This window comes from Variovorax sp. GW821-FHT09B01, assembly GCF_059418345.1.
In genome coordinates, this window is sequence record NZ_JBWKPQ010000001.1 from 343,531 (window position 1) to 358,310 (window position 14,780).

A 14,780-nucleotide genomic window follows, 5' to 3' on the forward strand; every position below is an offset into this window, starting at 1 on the left:
ACCATCGAACCGAACACACAGCCATGGCTTCCATCAAGCTCCAGGACATCACCAAGAACTTCGCCGACAAGCATGTCGTCAAGGGCGTGTCGATCGACGTGCCCGACGGCGAATTCCTCGTGCTGCTCGGCCCCTCCGGTTGCGGCAAGTCGACCCTGCTGCGCATGCTCGCCGGGCTCGAGAGCATCAGCGGCGGCGAGATCCACATCAACGAGCGCCGCGTCGACGAACTGCCGCCGACCGAACGCGACATCGCCTTCGTGTTCCAGTCCTATGCGCTCTACCCGCACATGACGGTGCGGCGCAACATCGCCTTTCCGCTGATCATGCGGCAGCACCGGTGGTGGTTCCACATCCCGCTGCTCGGCGGCATGGCCAAGCGGCGCATCGAGCGCTCGCCGGCCGTCTCGCAGCTGGTGGAACGCACCGCGCGCACGCTGGCGCTGACCGACTGGCTCGACAAATACCCGCGCACGCTCTCGGGCGGCCAGCGCCAGCGCGTGGCGCTCGGCCGCGCGATGGTGCGCGAGCCGCAGGTGTTCCTGATGGACGAGCCGCTGTCGAACCTCGACGCCAAGCTGCGCACCACCATGCGCGCCGAGATCTCGAAGCTGCACCAGCGCGTGGGCGGCACCTTCGTCTACGTCACGCACGACCAGGTCGAGGCGATGACCATGGGCACGCGCATCGCGCTGCTCAAGGACGGCGTGGTGCAGCAGTTCGGCAGCCCGCGCGAGATCTACGAGGCGCCGGCCAACCTCTACGTGGCGCGCTTCATCGGCACGCCGCCGATGAACCTGCTGCAGGCCACGGTGAACGCCGATGGCAGCGCGCTCGCGCTCGGCGGCGAAGCTTCGATGCCGCTGCCCGCCCACCTGCGCGGCCTGGCCGCGCCCGGCGCCGCGGTGGTGCTCGGCCTGCGGCCGAACGCGCTGACGGTGGCACGTGGCGGCCAGGGCCTGGCCGGGCGCATCGCGCTGGTCGAGCATGTCGGCGCCGAGTCGCTGGTGGCGGTCGCGCTCACCGACGCCCGCACGCTGCACGACGAGGAAGGCGCCGCGAACGCCGACCTGATGGTCACGGTGCCGGGCTACACCGACCTCGCGAACGGCGACTCGGTCGCGGTCGGCTTCGATGCCACGCAGGCCGTGCTGTTCGACGCCGCCACGGGCCGCAACCTCGCCGCCGCGCCGCGCACGCACTGAATTCTTCCCACCCCTCATCGCCAACACACTCCATGAACAAATCCTCCGCCATCCTCGAGGGCTTCCGCGTCCTCGACTGCTCCATCGCCATGGCCGGCCCCTTCGCGGCCCAGCGCCTGGGCGACCTGGGCGCCGACGTCATCAAGGTCGAGCCGGTCGCCGGCGAATGGCAGCGCCATGTCTCGGCCGGCGGCGCGCGCGGCAACCGCATCAACGTCTCCTTCCTCTCGCTCAACCGCAACAAGCGCAGCCTCGCGGTCGACCTCAAGAGCGACGAGGGCCGCGACGCGCTCTACGAACTGGTGCGCGGCTCCGACGTGTTCCTGCAGAACTACCGTCCCGGCGTGGCCGAGCGCCTGGGCGTGGACTACGCCACGCTCTCGAAGATCAACCCGCGGCTGGTCTACGTCTCGATGTCGGGCTATGGCGAGGACGGTCCCTACAAGCTCTGGCCCGGGCAGGACCTGCTGCTGCAGGCGATGAGCGGCGCCATGCTCTCCACCGGCCGCGCCGGCGAGCCGCCGTCGCCCGCGGGCCAGTACCTGGTCGACGCGATCACGGCCTCGACCGCCTTCGAGGCCGTGATCGCCGCGCTGCTGCACCGCGAGCGCACCGGCGAGGGCCAGCTGGTGCAGGTCAACATGCTCGATGCCATCGTCGCGCTGCAGATGCAGGAGCTGTCGGTGTTCAGCGTGGCCGGCAAGCCGCAGGAGCGCACGGCCGAGCCCCATGCCCACGTCTACATCCGCGCGCCCTACGGCGTGTTTGCCACGCAGGACGGCTTCCTCGCGCTGGCCTTCCCGAAGATGGCGGCGCTGGCGCAGGCCATCGGCGCGCCGGTGCTGGCCGACTTCGACGACGAGCGCGACACCTTCGCGCGGCGCGACGAGATCTTCTCGATCACGCGCGAGAAGCTGCGCCATCGCAGCACCGCCGAGTGGCTCGCTGTGTTCCGCGCGGCCGACATCTGGGCCGGCCCGGTCTACGGCTACGCCGACGTCATGAACGATCCGCAGATCGTCCACAACGGCACCTTCGTCGAGTACGAGCATCCGACCGAAGGCAAGGTAAAGACCCCGGGCTTCCCGATCAAGTTCACGCGCACGCCCTCGAGCGTGCGCCGCGGCGCGCCGCTGGCGGGCCAGCACACGCGCGAGATCCTCGGCGAGCTGGGCTGGAGCACCGAGCGCATCGACGGTCTGCTCGCGGCCAAGGTGATCGGGGAAGAGACGCTGTGAGCGGCGCGCCGATCCAGGGCCTGACCTGGGACCATCCGCGCGGCTACGTCGCGCTCGAGCGCGCGGCCGAACGCGCGCGCGCCGAAGGCCTCGACCTGCACTGGGAGCGCCAGCCGCTCGAGGGCTTCGAGTCGCATCCGATCGAGGACCTGGCCGAGCGCTACGACCTGATCGTGCTCGACCATCCGCACATCGGCGACGCGGTGGCCGGCGACTGTCTGCAGCCGCTCGAGTCGCTGTTCGCGGCCGACGACCTCGCGCGCTGGCGCGCACAGAGCATCGGCCGCTCGTTCGACAGCTACCGCTATGCCGGCGTGCACTGGGCGCTGCCGCTCGATGCCGCCACGCAGGTGGCGGTGGCGCGCACCGATCGGCTCGAGGGCGCGCTGCCGAGCAGCTGGACCGAGGTGCTCGCGCTGGCCGCGCGCCAGCCGGTGTGCCTGTCGCTGGCCGGCCCGCATGCGGCGCTCTCGCTGTTCAGCATGGCGGCCGCGCACGGCGACGCGCCCACGGGCAGCGAGCCCGACCGCCTGTTCACGGGGCAGGGTGCCACCACGGCCTGGGAGCTGCTGTCGGAACTGCATGCGCTGGCCTTCCGCGGCTGGGCCGGGCTCAACCCGATCGGCATCCTCGATGCGATGTCGCGCGATGCGCGGGCCGTGTACTGCCCGCTGGTCTACGGCTACGTCAACTACGCGGTGGCGGGCGCCGGCACGCAGCCACTGCATTTCGCCGACGTGCCCGCGGGTTCGCACGGCCTCGGCTCGACGCTCGGCGGCACCGGCCTCGCTGTGAGCCGGCGCGCGACGGTCGGCGATGCGCTGCGCGCCCACCTCGTCGCGCTGATGAGCCCGGCGATGCAGGAAGACTTCATTCCCTTCGCCGACGGCCAGCCGAGCGCGCGCAGCGCCTGGAGCCATGCGCGCGTCAACGGCGCCTGGAACGGCTTCTTCGCGCAGACCCAGTCCACGCTCGAGGCCGCGATCGTGCGGCCGCGCCATCCGGGCTACATCCCGTTCCAGACCGCGGCCTCGGCGCTGGTGCGCGAGATGCTCGCCGACCGGCTCGCGGCCAGGGCCGCGCTCGAGCGGCTGCAGTCCCTCTACCAGGCCCACCGGCCCGCGGGCAGCGAAGTCTGAGCCCGTCTTCCCTTCTTCAGTCCACATCCGCCATGAACCACATCCTCTTCGAGGTCCGCGACCAGGTCGCGACCCTGATCCTCAACCGTCCCGAGAAGCTCAACGCCGTCACGCCCGAGATGGCCGATGCGCTGGTCGCCCACGTGAAGGACTGCAACGCGCGCGCCGACGTGCGCGCCGTCGTCATCACGGGCGCCGGCGAGAAGGCCTTCTGCGCCGGCAGCGACATCGCCGAGCTCGACGGCTACGACACGCCCTGGACCTTCCGCAACCGGCCCGACTACTGCGACGCGATCCGCGCGCTGCGCAAGCCCGTGGTCTGCGCCATCAACGGCTATGCGCTCGGCGGCGGCCTCGAGACCGCCATGTCCTGCGACATCCGCATCGCGGCCGAGCACGCGCGCTTCGGCGCGCCCGAGGTCAAGCTCGGCTGGATCGGCGGCGGCGGCATGTCGTACATGCTCGCGCACAGCATCGGCGCCTCGAACACCGCGCTGATGCTGATGGGCGGCGATCCCGTCAGTGCGCAGCAGGCGCTGCAGTGGGGCCTGGTGAGCGAGCTGGTGCCGGCCGCCGAGCTGCTGGCGCGCGCGCAGGCCATTGCCGCCACCATCGCGAGCCGCCCGCCGATCGCGGTCGAGACCGCCAAGGCCAACCTGCGCGCCGCCTATGCGATGCCGCTGGAGACCGCGATCCAGTACGAACGCGACCTGCAGACCGTGTGCTTCGCGACCGAGGATGCGAAGGAAGGCCGCGCGGCCTTCAAGGCACGCCGTCCGGCCGTGTTCGAGGGGCGCTGAGATGCAGGCGATTCCCGACATGGTCGATGCCGCGGCCACGCTGCCCATCGATGCGGAGAAAGCGCTGCTCGTGGGCCGCGCCTGGTTGCCGGGCGAGCAGGGCGGCCCGACGCTGGTGACGGTGCGCGAAGGCCAGCTGGTCGACATCGGCGCGCTCGCGCCCACGGTCTCGGCGCTGCTCGAGCGCGAGGACGCGGCTGCCGCGGTGCGCGATGCCGAGGGCGTGCTGCTCGGCACGCTGGCCGAATGGCTCGCGAGCACCGCCGCGCACGGCCCCGATCCCGCGCAGCGCCACCTGCTCGCGCCCAACGACCTGCAGGTGGTGAAGGCCGCCGGCGTGACCTTCGCGGCCAGCATGGTCGAGCGCGTGATCGAGGAACAGGCGCGCGGCGACGCGAGCCGCGCCGAGGCGGTGCGCCGCCAGGTGGTGGCCGTAGTCGGCGACGACCTCTCGGGCATCGTGCCGGGCTCGCCGGAGGCCATGCAGCTCAAGCAGGTGTTGCTCGCGCAGGGCCTGTGGTCGCAGTACCTCGAGGTCGGCATCGGGCCCGACGCCGAGGTCTTCACCAAGGCCGCGCCGCTGGCCTCGGTGGGCACCGGCGTGCAGGTGGGCCTGCATCCGGGCTCGACCTGGAACAACCCCGAGCCCGAGGTCGTGCTGGCCGTCGACAGCCGCGGCCGGACCGTCGGTGCCGCGCTCGGCAACGACGTCAACCTGCGCGACTTCGAGGGCCGCAGCGCGCTGCTGCTGGGCAAGGCCAAGGACAACAACGCCTCGTGCGCCATCGGCCCGTTCATCCGCCTGTTCGACGCCCACTACGGCATCGACGACCTGCGCGCCACCGTGGTCGAGTTGCGCGTGGAGGGCGAGGACGGCTTCGTGCTCGAGGGCTCGAGCTCGATGGCGCGGATCAGCCGCGATCCGCTCGAGCTGGTGCGCCACGCCATGGGCGCGCACCACCAGTACCCCGACGGCATCCTGCTGTTCTGCGGCACCATGTTCGCGCCGATCCAGGACCGCGACGCGCCCGGCGCCGGCTTCACCCACCACGAGGGCGACCGCGTCGCGATCCGCGCCGAGCGGCTGGGCACGCTGTTCAACCGGGTCGGGCGCAGCGACCGCATTCCGCCGTGGACCTTCGGCATTGGCGCGCTGATGCGCAACCTCGCCGCGCGCGGGCGGCTTTGAGCGCGGCGGTGGCCGGGCGCGCTTGGCGGCAGAATCCGGGCCACCCATGACAGAACCCGAAAAAAGACAGGGCCGCCGCCGCTTCGGCACCAACTCCGTCACCATGGCCGACGTGGCCCAGGTGGCGGGCGTGTCGGCACAGACCGTGTCGCGCGTGCTGCGCGACCCCGAGGGCTGCACGCCGCAGACGCGCGAGCGCGTGGAGGCGGCGATCCGCAGCACCCGCTACGTGCAGAACCTCGCGGCCAGCCACCTGGCCTCGAACCGCAGCATGACGGTGGCCGCCGTGATCCCGCAGATCGCGGCCTCGGTGTTCGCCGAGACGCTGCAGGGCCTGTCGAACGTGCTGCTGCAGGCCGGCTACCAGGTGATCATCGGCCACACCGACTACAGCCACGAGCGCGAGGAGGCCGTGGTGCGCAGCCTGCTGGGCCGCCGCCCCGACGCCTTCTTCCTCGTCGGCACGCGCCATACCGACGCGGTGCGCGAGATGCTCGCGCGCGCCGCCATTCCCGTGGTCGAGAGCTGGGCCTGGACGCGCAAGCCGATCGACCAGCTCGTCGGCTTCTCGAACCAGGAGGCGCTGGCCGCGGCCGTGGCCTATGCGCAGCGCCGCGGCTACCGCCATCCCACCTTCGTGGGCGCCGCGCGCCCCGGCGACGACCGCGCGCGCGAGCGCCTGGACGGCTACACCACCGGCATGGCGCGCCACTACCCGGGCCAGGCGCCGCGCAGCCTGGTGGTGGAGGACCTGCCCTACACCATGGGCAGCGGCAGCACCTTGCTCGAGGCCGCGCGTGCGCGTTTCCCCGACAGCGACCTGCTGCTGTTCTCGAGCGACCTGCTGGCTTCGGGCGCGCTGCTGGCCTGCCAGCGGCTGGGCATCGCGGTGCCGAAGCAGCTCGCGATCATGGGCTTCGGCGACTACGAGATCGCGCGCGAGCTCAACCCCGGCCTCACGACCATCGCGGTGCCGACCGTGCGCATGGGCGAGGAGGCCGCGCGCATGCTGGTGCAGCGGCTGCGCAGCGAGACGCCGGCGGCGCGCAAGCGCGACCTGGGTTTCGAGCTGATCGAGCGCGGGAGCGCCTGAACGGGACCGTGCCCCGCGGGGCGCCATGAGAAAAGGGGCCGACCGTCGCCGGTCCGCCCCTTCTCGTCGTGCGCCGCGGCGCGAGCCGCGGTGCGCGATCAGCCCAGCAGGCCGTGCAGGATGTTGGCGACCGGGGTCACCACGTTGCCCACCGTGTGCTCGACCTGGCTGGTGATCGGGGTCACCACGTCGCTGACCACCGAGCCCACCGCGTGATCGACGTTCTCGACCACGTTGGACACGGTCGCGACCACCGGCGCCGCCGCCGCGGTCGCGCCGGCCAGGATGTCGGTCACCGGGGCCAGGGCACCGGAGCCGGCGCTGGTCAGCGTATCGACCACCGGAGCGAGGGTGTCGCTCAGGCCGCTGGCGATCTCGGTCACCGGCTGCAGGATGTTGGCCACCGGGCCGTCGCCGCCCAGTGCGCCGAGCAGGCTGCCGACGAGGCCGTCGTTGCCGAGCAGGCCGCCCACCAGGCCACCGACCAGACCGTCGCTGCCCAGCAGGTTGCCCACCAGGCCGTCGTTGCCGAGCAGACCGCCGACCAGGCCGTCGTCGCCGAGGACGCCGCCGAGCAGACCGCCTTCGCCACCGCCGAGCACGCCACCCAGCAGGCCGCCGTCGCCCAGCACGCCGCCGAGCAGGCCGCCGTCACCGCCGAGCACGCCGCCCAGCAGGCCGTCGTCACCCAGGATGCCGCCGAGCAGACCACCTTCACCACCGAGCACGCCGCCCAGCAGGCCGTCGTCACCCAGGATGCCGCCGAGCAGACCGCCGTCGCCACCGAGCACGCCGCCCAGCAGGCCGTCGTCGCCCAGGACGCCACCGAGCAGGCCGCCGTCGCCACCGAGCACGCCGCCCAGAAGGCCACCGTCGCCCAGGACGCCACCGAGCAGGCCGCCGTCGCCACCGAGCACGCCGCCCAGCAGGCCGTCATCACCCAGGATGCTGCCGAGCAGGCCACCGTCACCGCCGAGCAGACCGCCCAGCAGGCCGTCGTCACCGAGGATGCCGCCGAGCAGGCCGCCTTCGCCACCCAGCAGACCGCCGAGCAGGCCACCGTCGGCAGGCGCATCGGCCGCGACCAACAGGCTGGCCGAGGCGCTGGCATCGGCACCACCGCCGAGCAGACCACCCAGCAGACCGCCGAGAAGGCCGTCATCGCCGAGGATGCCGCCAAGCAGGCCGCCGTCACCACCCAGCACGCCGCCGAGCAGACCATCGTCGCCCAGGAGGCCACCGAGCAGGCCATCGTCACCGAGGACGCCACCCAGGAGACCACCGTCGCCGCCGAGCAAGCCGCCCAGCAGACCGTCGTCACCCAGGATGCCGCCGAGCAGGCCGCCGTCACCACCAAGCACGCCGCCCAGAAGGCCGTCGTCACCCAGGATGCCGCCAAGCAGGCCACCGTCGCCGCCGAGCAGACCACCCAGCAAGCCGTCGTCACCCAGGATGCCACCGAGCAGGCCACCGTCGCCACCGAGCAGGCCGCCCAGCAGACCGTCGTCGCCCAGGACACCACCGAGCAGGCCGCCGTCGCCACCAAGCAGACCGCCCAGCAGACCGTCGTCACCCAGGATGCCGCCGAGCAGGCCACCGTCGCCGCCGAGCAAACCGCCCAGCAAGCCGTCGTCACCCAGGACACCACCCAGGAGGCCACCGTCGCCGCCGAGCAGGCCGCCCAGCAGACCATCGTCGCCCAGCACACCACCCAGGAGGCCGCCGTCGCCGCCGAGCAGACCGCCCAGCAGACCGTCGTCACCCAGCACGCCACCCAGGAGACCACCGTCGCCACCGAGCAGACCGCCCAGCAGACCGTCGTCACCCAGGACACCACCCAGCAGGCCACCGTCGCCACCGAGCAGGCCGCCCAGCAGACCGTCGTCACCCAGCACGCCACCCAGCAGGCCACCGTCGCCACCGAGCAGGCCGCCCAGCAGACCGTCGTCACCCAGCACGCCACCCAGCAGCCCATCGCCGCCGATCAGATTCGCCACGCCATCGGTCAGGAAGTCGACCTGCGTGCCCACCGCGCCCAGCAGTGCATCGGTGGTGCCGGCGCCCAGCAGCTGGTCGGTCAGCGGGCTCAGCAGGCCGCCGACACCGTCGGTGACTTGACCCACGAGGTCGTCCACCGGATCCAGCACGTTCGGGTCGTTCGGCGTGAAGGTGTCGCCGAGCACCGGGCCCAGCAGGCCGCTCACCGTATCGGTCAGGCTGTCGGTCAGGCCGACCACCGGGGCGAGCACGTCGCCCAGGCCGAGCTCGCCGAGCAGGCCGTCGTTGAGGCCGTCGACCAGGCCGCCGACGATGCTGTCGGTCGGGTCGAGCAGTTGGGCACCGGTGCCGCCGCCGCCACCGCCGATGCCGCCGAGCACGCCGCCCAGCAAGCCACCGAGCAGACCGTCTTCACCGAGCAGGCCGCCCACGAGGCCGTCGCTGCCCAGCAGGCCGCCGACCAGGCCGTCGTCGCCGAGCAGGCTCGGCACCAGGCCGTCTTCACCCAGCACGCCGCCGAGGATGCCGCCTTCGCCGAGCAGGCCACCCAGCAGGCCGTCGTCGCCCAGCAGGCCACCGACCAGGCCGTCGTCGCCGAGCAGGCCGCCCAGCAGGCCATCGCCGCCGATCAGGCCACCGAGCAGACCGTCGTCGGCCAGCACGCCGCCGAGCAGGCCGTCGTCACCGAGCAGGCCACCGAGCAAACCGTCATCGGCGAGCAGACCGCCGAGCAGGCCGTCGTCGCCCAGCAGGCCGCCGAGCGGGCCACCGGCGCCGAGGATGCCGTCTTCGCCGAGCACGCCACCGAGCAGGCCGTCGTCGCCGAGCAGACCGCCCAGCAGGCCGTCGTCACCCAGCAGGCCGCCGAGCAATCCGTCTTCACCGCCGAGCAGGCCACCGAGCGGGCCGTCGGCCAGCAGGCTGCCGACCACGCCATCCGGTCCCAGCAGGCTGCCGACCAGACCGTCCGGTCCGAGCAGGCCGCCGCTCAGGCCTTCGCTGCCGAGCAGGTTGCCCAGCAGGCCGTCGTCGCCGAGCAGGCTGCCCACGATGCCGTCTTCGCCGAGCAGGCCGCCGAGGGCACCGTCGTCGCCCAGCAGGCCACCGAGCAGGCCGCCTTCGCCGAGTGCCGGGCCCAGCAGGCCGCCGAGCAATCCGTCTTCGCCACCCAGGCCGCCGAGCAGGCCACCGTCACCCAGCAGGGTGTCGAGCAGGCTGCCGACCGCCGTGCCTTCGCCGATCAGGCCACCGAGCAGGCCGTCGTCGCCGAGCAGGCCGCCCACGAGGCCGTCTTCGCCCAGCAGGCCACCGAGCAGGCTGTGCTCGCCGAGCAGGCCGTCGAGCACCTGGCCGACCACGCCGTCGTCGCCCAGCAGGCCATCGACGAGGCCGTCGATGCCCAGGCCGGTGGTCACGCCGCCCAGCAGGCCATCGCTGCCCAGCACGTTCTCGAGGATGTTGTTCAGCGCATCGGTCAGGTAGTCGACCTGGCCATTGAGCGTGTCGATGATCGCGCCGGTGGTGCCGCCGCCCAGCAGGCCGTCGACCACGGGGGACAGCACGCCGCCGAGGTTGGTGGTGACATGGTCGACCACGTTGTCCACGGGATCGAACTCGTTGGGATCGTTGGGCGTGAAGTCGCTGCCGGCGATCGGCGCGAGCACGTCGTCGATCACGTCGGTGACGCTGTCGACAATGGGCTTCACGGTCTGGAGCGCGCCGCCCAGGCCGAGGGTGTTGTCCACCGCATCGATCACGTGGCCGACGGTGCCGTCGCCCGGATCCAGCAGGTGGTCGGCATCCGCGTCGGCGTCCGCGTCCGCATCGGCGTCAGCGTCGGCATCCGCATCTGCGTCGGCATCCGCATCGGCGTCTGCATCCGCGTCAGCGTCGGCATCGGCGTCCGCATCGGCATCCGCATCCGCGTCGGCATCACCGTCCGCATCGGCGTCGGCATCCGCGTCCGCATCGGCATCCGCATCGGAATCGCCGACGCCGGGAATGAAGAAGGGAACGCTCGAATCGCTGCCGCCGCCGCCCAGGGCCGCGGCCAGCGCGATGCCGCCCAGCGCGCCGAGCGCGAACTCGCCGACACCGAGGCCGCCGCCGGTGGCGAGCTTCTTGGTGACCGCCAGCGCCGCCGCATCGGCGTCGGCATCGGGCGGGGTGACCGCGAGGTCGCCCGAGGCCACGTCGACGTTCACCTGCTCGAGGCCGCCCGGCAGCTTGGTCGACGTGACGGTGGCATCGGTGCCGCCCGCGAAGACGCCGGCCAGCGGCGCCTTGTTGGTGGCCGAGCCGGGGAACAGCACGTTGGCCTGGCCGCCATCGGGAACGATCACGCGGTCGCCGGCGATCAGCGACTGGTTGCCGTCCACCGGGATGCTCACGCCGTCGCGCACGATGGTCGTGCCGGGCGTCGCATTCGATAGCGATCCGATGCTGGCGGGTGCGGCGGCCGCGGGTGCCGAGGAGGGCACTGCCGCGGTCGCGCCCATCGGGGCGATCGGCGAGGCGGTGGCTTGAGCGAGGACCACGGGCGCCCCACCGTTTACGGTGGTGCCAGGGGTCGTCGGAGTCGATGATTCTGTTGTAGTCATGGCGGCCTCTGTGACAAAGATATGGCCTACAGGGGCAACATGCGTGCCGCCTTCGCGCTGCCGCCATGGCAGGCCTTTGTTACGGCACCGTGATCGACTTATCTCGTTGATTCAAAAGGCTTTTCGCAATTGGGGTAACACGCGGCGGGAACATGCGTAACACCGCTTTTCGTCGCGCGTTACGTAACGCGGGGCGCTTTTTTTCCGGAACGCCAAGCGGGTTCCGGGGACATGCAACGGCGCAGGCGCACGCCCCGAAAAGCCGTCGGACGGCGTCCGCGCGTGAACGTCTGGACATCTGGCATCCACCTGATGACGGCCGGAAAGCTCGGTCCGGGGCTCTTCGATCGTCAACGGGCGAAAGGGGAAATGCCCAATGCAGCGTGACCGTTCGAGGAGAACATCGACATGAAATCCGAAAGGCTCATGAAATCGCGCAAGAGCTTTCCAAGCTCCAAGGCGTAGATCACGGTTCCGGCCGGAAATGCGTCGCTGTTGACCTGCCCGAAATCCGTGGAAAGCAGCACCCTGCCTGGACCGGTGGCCCGGATTGAATCGGCAAACCTGTTCAGGTCCACCCCGTCCTGTGTGTGGATGGCAAAACAATGCTCCACGTAGACCCCGTCGTACTGAACGAGCGAGCAAAGTTGCTCGTCTGTCAGACCGACGGCCGGATAGTGCGGGTGCGTGACGATGATCTTTCCGACACCCAATGAAATTGCCAGCGGCACCAGCTCCATGATCTCCGCCGCGCAAAGATGACCCGTCGCCAGCACGCAGCCGTGCCGGGCAATGGTGCCCAGCACCTCCAGGAGCCCGGGTGTGGGACGCAGGTCTTCGGTGAACGCAACGACGAGTTCACGCCCGCCAAGATCATCCGCCGAGAGCGCGGAGGGCTGTGACCCGCAGCAGCCCGACCAATTCGGATCGAATCCGAAACCATGGGTCTTGACGTGGGAGACGGAGTCCACGGTCGGCATCCACACGACGATCGGTGCGTTGTCCGGCTGCGCGTTCCGGACCTCCGCCTTGTTGCCTGAAACCGCCCCTGATATGGCTGCCGGGTTGAGCCCTCCAACGTAGCTGTTGAGAACAACGCCACCGTAGAACCTCACTCCATGGCGAGCGCGTGCGAGTGACGCCAGTGGCGTGGTGGAGAAGGTGTGGTTCTTCAGTACCAGTACGGCGCCGAACGGACGAGCAGCCTCCGCAAGCGATTGGACGTCGTAACGACGAGCAACAAGCTCGGGGCCGACATGGTAGTGGGTCTCGATGACGCCCGCGTGCGCCAGGAGTTCATGGGCGTGGCTGTAGGAATCAAACATGAGTCGCTCCTTGTCAGGAGAGTTTTCTTGACCCGGATATCCTGTACTCGAGGTACCGAATCGCAATCGCGCTCGAGCTGCTGATCGCGAGATAGAAGACGCCGACCAATGTCATCGGTTCGACGTAGCGATAACTCTCGTTCGAGAAGACGCGTGCCTCCCCCATCAGATCGAGCACGGCGATTGCCGAGAGCAAGGCGCTTTCCTTGAACATCAGGATCAGATAATTTCCCAAGGCGGGAATCATCGGCGGTATGGCCTGCGGCAAGACCACTTCCGTCCACTGCCGGTACATCGAGTAGTTGAGAGCCCTGGCCGCCTCCCATTGCCCACGGCTCACCCCGTCGATTCCAGCCCGGTAGACCTCTGCCATGTAGCAGCCGACGTGCAGGCCGAGAACGAGCACGCCGCAAACGACCGCATCGAGGCGGAGTCCGACTTCAGGCAGTACATAGAACGCAAAGAAGAGTTGGATCAACAGGGGCGTACGTCGCGTGGCTTCCATGAACCCATGAGCGAGTTTGCGCACGAGAAAAGAAGGCATGCGCGAGGCAACCGCCAAGGCAAGGCCTACGCACAGCGCCAGGATCGTGGCCAGCAAGGTCACCTGTCCCGTCACGGCAAGACCCCGCAGAAGCCTCGGCACCACCTCGGCGGCGGTTTGTGGATCCCAGAGCATCATCCGCGCGTCCCTTCGAAGCCCTTGCTGGCCCAGATCTCGGCGCGCCTGAAGCCGTGGATGATCAAGGACGACAGCAAGAAGTAGATGACCAGGAGAATGCCGAAGGCCTGGAGCGGGCTTCCGGCTTCCTGCCGGTAGATCTGTCCCAGGAAGGTGAGGTCGGCGATGGTCACGAGCGAAACCAGCGGCGTGATCTTCAAGAGATCGACCATGAGGTTGCACATGGGAGGAAGCATTCGCGGAAACGCATCGGGCAGAACGACGTTCACCATCGTCTGCGTGTGGCTCATGTTCAGCGCCCGCGCCGCCTCCCGCAGCCCGCGGGGCACGGCCAGGATGGAACTCCTCACCACCTCGGAACCGTAGCAGCCAACGTTCAAGCCGATGGCCAGTATGGCGACGGTCATCGCGCTGATCTCGACTCCGATAAAGGGCAAGACGAAATACAGCCAGAACAGTTGTACGTAGCACGAGGTGCCACGAACCGCCTCCACGATAGCCGTGACCGGCCAATTGACGAGGCGAAATTCCGAGAGCTTGCACAACCCTGCGGCGAACGCTGCCAGCCATGCAACAAGGCCGGCGCCCAAGGTGATCTGCACAGTCACGAAGGTCGCTTGCGCGAACTTCCCAACGATATCGATAGCGCTTTGTGGCTCCATGCCGCTAAACCCTAGTTGGCCCCGCCACACAGGTCCGCGCGCTTGGCCGTCCTGGCCAGCTTCGGATCGAACCCGTACTTCGAAACGATCTTGTCGTACTCGCCAGACTGCTTGAGCGCCTCCAGCTTCCTATCCACCAGATCACGCAGTTCCCGCTGATCATTTCTGAACGCGATGCCCGAGCACTTGGCCGGTTCGCCTGCAACCGGGCGGACCTCGAATCGGTCTGTCACGCCCATGGCCTCGGCAGCGGAACGCAGTGCCAGGTCAGGCGCAGCGTAGACATCGATCCGACCGTCCAGGAGCATCTTGATTCCGCTTTGATGATCGGGCGCGATCGTGATCCGGCTTCTAGTAACGCCAAGTTCGGTGGCGCGCTTCTCGGCGGAGCAGCCTCCGCAGACTCCATAGCGAATGTTGTCGTTGACCGCCACATCCGAAAACGAGTTGAGAGACTTCGGATTTCCCTTCGGCACGATGAATCCCTCGGCCGTGCAAAGATCAGGCTCGGAGAACAACACCGCCTTGCATCGCATTGGATTGATGTACAAGCCAGTGGAGATGACGTCCACGCGGCCGGCCTGCAGACTCGGAATCATCGCGCCGAATTCCAGGACCTTCGGGTCGAGCTCCTTCACGCCGAAATCTTTCATGATTCGAAAGAGGAGATCAGGTGCTGCGCCACTGAGTGCTCCGCCGGCTTGAAAGTTGGTGTATGGCGGCTCGTGGGCAAGGCCCACGACGATCTTTTCCTTCACCTTGGGCTGTGCCTGTGCCGTCACCCACGACGGCGAGAAAGAGACGAGCGCCGTGAGCGCAAGAGCAATGAACTTCAGCATTTGAGCAACT

At 69.6% G+C, this 14,780-nt stretch carries 11 protein-coding genes; 6 read left to right on the forward strand and 5 right to left on the reverse strand.

Annotated features, from left to right (window positions below):
* Positions 1 to 23: 23 nt before the first annotated feature.
* From AC07RV_RS01490 to AC07RV_RS01515, 6 genes are read left to right on the forward strand one after another with little or no spacing between them, the layout of a single operon-like run.
* On the forward strand, positions 24 to 1,205 hold the full coding sequence (locus tag AC07RV_RS01490; RefSeq protein ID WP_296783363.1) for an ABC transporter ATP-binding protein: 1,182 nt from the start codon (positions 24 to 26) through the stop codon (positions 1,203 to 1,205).
* Between the two features lie 32 nt (positions 1,206 to 1,237).
* Complete coding sequence (locus tag AC07RV_RS01495; protein ID WP_296783361.1) at positions 1,238 to 2,443, forward strand: CaiB/BaiF CoA transferase family protein; 1,206 nt, start codon at positions 1,238 to 1,240, stop codon at positions 2,441 to 2,443.
* Positions 2,440 to 3,582: an extracellular solute-binding protein gene (locus tag AC07RV_RS01500; RefSeq protein ID WP_296783358.1), complete on the forward strand. Its 1,143-nt coding sequence runs from the start codon at positions 2,440 to 2,442 to the stop codon at positions 3,580 to 3,582. Before AC07RV_RS01495 ends, AC07RV_RS01500 begins: the two co-directional genes overlap by 4 nt.
* A gap of 32 nt (positions 3,583 to 3,614) precedes the next feature.
* Positions 3,615 to 4,382 (forward strand): enoyl-CoA hydratase/isomerase family protein, encoded by a 768-nt coding sequence (locus tag AC07RV_RS01505; RefSeq protein WP_209544269.1) that lies wholly within the window; start codon positions 3,615 to 3,617, stop codon positions 4,380 to 4,382.
* Between the two features lie 10 nt (positions 4,383 to 4,392).
* On the forward strand, positions 4,393 to 5,571 hold the full coding sequence (locus tag AC07RV_RS01510; RefSeq protein ID WP_444813610.1) for a fumarylacetoacetate hydrolase family protein: 1,179 nt from the start codon (positions 4,393 to 4,395) through the stop codon (positions 5,569 to 5,571).
* 46 nt (positions 5,572 to 5,617) lie between these two features.
* Positions 5,618 to 6,664, forward strand: coding sequence for a LacI family DNA-binding transcriptional regulator (locus tag AC07RV_RS01515; RefSeq protein WP_296783351.1), 1,047 nt, complete (start codon positions 5,618 to 5,620; stop codon positions 6,662 to 6,664).
* 98 nt (positions 6,665 to 6,762) lie between these two features.
* On the opposite strand, the gene AC07RV_RS01520 is transcribed toward AC07RV_RS01515, so the two are convergent.
* The 5 genes from AC07RV_RS01520 to ehuB all read right to left on the reverse strand — a co-directional run bounded on the left by AC07RV_RS01520 (position 6,763) and on the right by ehuB (position 14,770).
* The gene (locus AC07RV_RS01520; RefSeq protein ID WP_495338092.1) at positions 6,763 to 11,199 is read right to left on the reverse strand and encodes a hypothetical protein; all 4,437 of its coding nucleotides are present in this window, start codon (positions 11,197 to 11,199) and stop codon (positions 6,763 to 6,765) included.
* A 413-nt stretch (positions 11,200 to 11,612) separates the two neighbouring features.
* On the reverse strand, positions 11,613 to 12,587 hold the full coding sequence (locus tag AC07RV_RS01525) for a DUF6282 family protein (protein ID WP_296779620.1): 975 nt from the start codon (positions 12,585 to 12,587) through the stop codon (positions 11,613 to 11,615).
* A 13-nt stretch (positions 12,588 to 12,600) separates the two neighbouring features.
* The gene (gene ehuD / locus AC07RV_RS01530; RefSeq protein ID WP_296779622.1) at positions 12,601 to 13,269 is read right to left on the reverse strand and encodes an ectoine/hydroxyectoine ABC transporter permease subunit EhuD; all 669 of its coding nucleotides are present in this window, start codon (positions 13,267 to 13,269) and stop codon (positions 12,601 to 12,603) included.
* On the reverse strand, positions 13,266 to 13,931 hold the full coding sequence (ehuC, locus tag AC07RV_RS01535) for an ectoine/hydroxyectoine ABC transporter permease subunit EhuC (protein WP_296779624.1): 666 nt from the start codon (positions 13,929 to 13,931) through the stop codon (positions 13,266 to 13,268). The genes ehuD and ehuC overlap by 4 nt, the downstream gene beginning before the upstream one ends.
* An 11-nt stretch (positions 13,932 to 13,942) precedes the next feature.
* Positions 13,943 to 14,770, reverse strand: a complete 828-nt coding sequence (gene ehuB / locus AC07RV_RS01540; RefSeq protein WP_296779626.1) for an ectoine/hydroxyectoine ABC transporter substrate-binding protein EhuB — start codon at positions 14,768 to 14,770, stop codon at positions 13,943 to 13,945.
* Between the last annotated feature and the right edge of the window lie 10 nt (positions 14,771 to 14,780).